Origin of the sequence: Planktothrix mougeotii LEGE 06226 (assembly GCF_015207485.1) — a bacterium.
In the GTDB taxonomy this organism is placed as follows: Bacteria; Cyanobacteriota; Cyanobacteriia; order Cyanobacteriales; family Microcoleaceae; genus Planktothrix.
The window spans coordinates 1-3,807 of record NZ_JADEWU010000147.1; the positions used below are offsets into that span (position 1 = coordinate 1).

Annotated in this window: 4 protein-coding genes; 3 read left to right on the top strand and 1 reads right to left on the bottom strand. The window is 40.4% G+C overall.

The window, feature by feature from the left end; all coding sequences use genetic code 11:
• Positions 1 to 86: 86 nt before the first annotated feature.
• Positions 87 to 1,301 carry a type IV pilus twitching motility protein PilT gene (locus IQ236_RS27390; RefSeq protein WP_193872377.1) on the bottom strand — a complete coding sequence of 405 codons (1,215 nt, stop codon included), beginning with the start codon at positions 1,299 to 1,301 and terminating at the stop codon, positions 87 to 89.
• A 170-nt stretch (positions 1,302 to 1,471) separates the two neighbouring features.
• Between IQ236_RS27390 and IQ236_RS27395 the strand changes: the two genes are divergently transcribed.
• The 3 genes from IQ236_RS27395 to IQ236_RS27405 all read left to right on the top strand — a co-directional run bounded on the left by IQ236_RS27395 (position 1,472) and on the right by IQ236_RS27405 (position 3,661).
• Positions 1,472 to 2,647, top strand: a complete 1,176-nt coding sequence (locus IQ236_RS27395; protein WP_193872379.1) for a DUF58 domain-containing protein — start codon at positions 1,472 to 1,474, stop codon at positions 2,645 to 2,647.
• Between the two features lie 140 nt (positions 2,648 to 2,787).
• Positions 2,788 to 3,153 carry a ferredoxin-thioredoxin reductase catalytic domain-containing protein gene (locus tag IQ236_RS27400; protein ID WP_190515634.1) on the top strand — a complete coding sequence of 122 codons (366 nt, stop codon included), beginning with the start codon at positions 2,788 to 2,790 and terminating at the stop codon, positions 3,151 to 3,153.
• A gap of 100 nt (positions 3,154 to 3,253) precedes the next feature.
• Complete coding sequence (locus IQ236_RS27405; RefSeq protein ID WP_193872381.1) at positions 3,254 to 3,661, top strand: DUF309 domain-containing protein; 408 nt, start codon at positions 3,254 to 3,256, stop codon at positions 3,659 to 3,661.
• Positions 3,662 to 3,807: the final 146 nt, after the last annotated feature.

Sequence of the window (3,807 nt, forward strand, 5' to 3'; positions counted from 1 at the left end):
GGGGGAAGCAGGGGAAATTGTTAACTTTTGACACCTGACACCTGACTTAACAGGCAAGATGCCTGTTCCACAGACCTGACACCCTCTTACGCACTAAACGGCGATTTACCTTCTCTGAATTGGCGGGCCATACCCGATGAGTCGATCCCGGCGGTACGGAAGCGACGGTCTAAATCGGTAGCATCGGGAGAAGCTTTTTCGGCTTCTTCCATGGTCACCCGTGTGGCAAGCACCTGTTCAAATAGGGCTTGGTTAATCAGTTGCATTCCTTCGTAAGTATCCGATTCCATTAACTGTAAGGCACTTTCGTCATCGCCTTTCAAGAGATAATCTCGCATGGCTGGAGTATTAACTAAAATATCGTGAACCGCCGTGCGTTTATTATCAACGGTAGGAACTAATAATTGAGCAATCACCGCCACTAAAGAATCACAAATTTGAATTCGCACGGCGGGTTGTTCATCAACATTAAACAGGTTTAATAGACGATTAATCGAGTTTAAAGCATTGCGGGTATGCAGAGTTCCTAATACTAAGTGACCCGTTTGTGAAGCTTGTAACGCTGTATTAACCGTCGTGCGATCGCGCATTTCCCCAATCAGAATCACATCAGGATCTTCCCGTAAAACTGCCCGTAAGGCGTTATGAAATTCTAAGGTATGTAACCCGACTTCCCGTTGGCTAATTAAACACATTTTCGAGGGGTGAACAAATTCAATCGGGTCTTCAATGGTAACAATATGCTTTTTCGCACTTTCGTTTAGGTGACGAATCATCGCCGCTAACGTGGTAGATTTCCCCGAACCCGTTGGCCCTGTAACTAAAATTAAACCTTGGGGAGAATTAATAATATTTTTGAGAACCGGTGGTAATGCTAACTCATCAATGGAGGGAATCTGCAAATGAATCAGACGCAAAACCATCGCCCCTCCAGTCAGGGAATCAAAACAATTGACCCGACATCGCACTAACCCTGGATAAAATATTGCTGTGTCTAATTCTTTTGTTTCTGCAAACTGTTGGCGTTGATGGGGAGTGAGAATTTCATCTAAATACTGTTCAAATAGTTCAGGCGTGACTTTAACATGATCCTTTGCCCTTGCCATTTGTCCTTGAATCCGAAATCGAGGGGTATGTCCGACTCGAATATGAATATCTGAGACTTTTTTGCTATAGGCATCTTTCACCATCAGTTTAATCGAGGAAGCCGAGGCTATAGAAACCGAGGAAGACTCCACTGAAACAGCAGAAGGGGGTGGAGGCATTTTGGGCAGAGGTTTGGGGGAGGCGGAGTTCGTCATAAGCTTAGGGTTGTTTAGCTGACTTCAACGCAATTTTAAGATTAATTGAATTATAGGCAATATATTTCTTACCTGTAGTCTTTGTAAACATTTTTTGACCTTTTCCTTCCGTCAGATCAAGATAGACAAAAACCTGCTACGATCTTTCCCATCCCCAATGCTTTGAATTCATGAAAAACCATCGATTTCACCTACAACACTGGTTAGAATCCCATTGGGTCGCCCCAGCCTATGCAGGGGGATTACTCCTAGGATTATCCATCTTTTTCTTTGGTGCAGCTACAAATACCATGGCAGGATGGCTTTATGTTATTAGTGGTATTAGTTTTGCTGTATTAGCCATTGCTGCAATTTTACCCCAACGTTCTCTTATTTCCCTACAAGTTCAACGAGAAATCATTAATCCCGTTAGTGTGGGAGACGATTTAACCCTGGAATTAACGATTAAAAATGCCAGCAATCAAGCTAAAACTCTGATTCAAGTTCAGGATTTATTACCTCCGAGTTTAGGAAAATCAGCAACCGTAATCGAGCTTTTACCTGCCCATCAATCTGATCAATGGGTAACTTATATTCCCACCCAAAAACGGGGGATTTATCATTGGGTTGGAGTTAAATTAAGAACCGCAACACCATTAGGATTATTTTGGTGTAGTCGAGAACGAAAAGTTCCTGCAAGTGCCATTGTTTATCCGTTAGTTTTACCCTTAACCACCTGTCCGTTAATCGATGAAATCGGAAAAGAGTATAATCCCAATATTTATGAACATCGTCAGTTTCAAATGGCAACCGAAGGTGTAACCCGCACCTTAAGACCTTATCGTTATGGTGATCCGACTCGTTTAATTCATTGGCGTTCTAGTGCGCGATATGGCGAATTACGAGTTCGAGAATTAGAAACCTCTCATGGCGGTCAGGAAATTATTATTGCATTAGATAGTTCTTTTTTCTGGCAACCTGATGATTTTGAACAAGCTGTAATTGCTGCCGCATCCTTATATTTTTATGCCTGTCGCAGTCAATTAAATGTTCAGTTATGGACAGCAAAAACCGGATTAGTTTACGGAAATCGCGTCGTTCTTCATACCTTAGCAGATGTGAATCCTGGAGAAGAGGTATTCGGAAAAGAACCTCCTAATTTCCCGATTATTTGGTTAACTCAAAATCCTGAATCCTTGAGAACGTTACCGTTAGGAAGTCGATGGTTACTTTGGCCTTCTGATTCTCGATTAACCAGCCAAACTAATGATAAAATACAAAAATTACCTGATTTGGGTTTAGAAATTCGTCCTGATATTTCCCTACAATCTCAACTTCAATCTTCCTTAAAATTATCCAATCTTTAGGTAATAATTCTCAATTTTAATTCAATGTCCATTTTCTGAACAGGCAAGATGCCTGTTCCACAGAGACTCCTAGTTTGCCTGATTGACATCTATTGCGGTAAAATTAAAAATAATATTGTTATAAAATTACACGCTGATCCATGACCCCAGAAACAAACGATAAATTATCGAGCCAAAAAAGCTTAATCGCAATGAAGCAGTTTTCGGAACAGTATGCTAGACGCACGGGAACTTATTTTTGTGCTGAACCCTCCGTTACTGCTGTTGTTATTGAAGGGTTAGCAAAACATAAAGATGAGTTAGGCGCACCTCTTTGTCCTTGTCGTCATTATGAAGATAAAGAAGCTGAGGTCAAAAGCACGTTCTGGAATTGTCCCTGTGTTCCTATGCGAGAACGTAAAGAATGTCATTGTATGCTATTCCTAACTGATGATAATGATTTTGCAGGAGATCAGCAAACAATTTCCCTAGAAGAAATTGAAAAAGTTCGCGCTACGATGGTATAATTATTGACTTTTGGTGTCGGGTTTGGTGTGAAAAATTAGGGTAATTAATCGTTAATTTATCATTTTTATTATTCTGATTCGAGGTTAAAAATTAAATTCCATGACAGAAGAAATTCCCCTGGCGTTTTGGCAAGGTGTTGAAGAATTTAACCAACAAGAATTTTATACTTGTCATGACACCTTGGAAGCTTTATGGATGGAAGCCTCAGAACCCGAAAAGAAATTTTATCAAGGCGTTTTACAAATTGCCGTCGGACTCTATCATTTAAGCCAAAAAAATTGGAAAGGGGCTGTTATTTTAATGGGGGAAGGACTGGGACGCTTAAACTATTATTATCCTGATTATAGTGGGATTAACGTCGAACAATTCATGGATGAAACCAGCCAACTTTTAAAAGCATTACAAAACGCTGGTGCTGAAAACGTTGAGACGTTTCTTCCCTTAATGCAACCTCAAGGAACTGTTCAAGGTTTAAAATTACCCAAAATTCAAAAAGTGAGGGAATAGGCAATTACGAATTACGAATTACGAATTACGAATTACGAATTACGAATTACGAATGGGCAATAGGCAATAGCTCAGTAGACACATATTAATAATGGGTCAGTAGCCACATATTAATAATTTATCTTCCTTCTCTCCCGCTCCCCCTG

Excerpts from the sequence above, each read along its gene's own strand:
- IQ236_RS27390 (WP_193872377.1), bottom strand. The coding sequence starts at position 1,301 with ATGACGAACTCCGCCTCCCCCAAACCTCTGCCCAAAATGCCTCCACCC.
- IQ236_RS27395 (WP_193872379.1), top strand. The coding sequence starts at position 1,472 with ATGAAAAACCATCGATTTCACCTACAACACTGGTTAGAATCCCATTGG.
- IQ236_RS27400 (WP_190515634.1), top strand. The coding sequence starts at position 2,788 with ATGACCCCAGAAACAAACGATAAATTATCGAGCCAAAAAAGCTTAATC.
- IQ236_RS27405 (WP_193872381.1), top strand. The coding sequence starts at position 3,254 with ATGACAGAAGAAATTCCCCTGGCGTTTTGGCAAGGTGTTGAAGAATTT.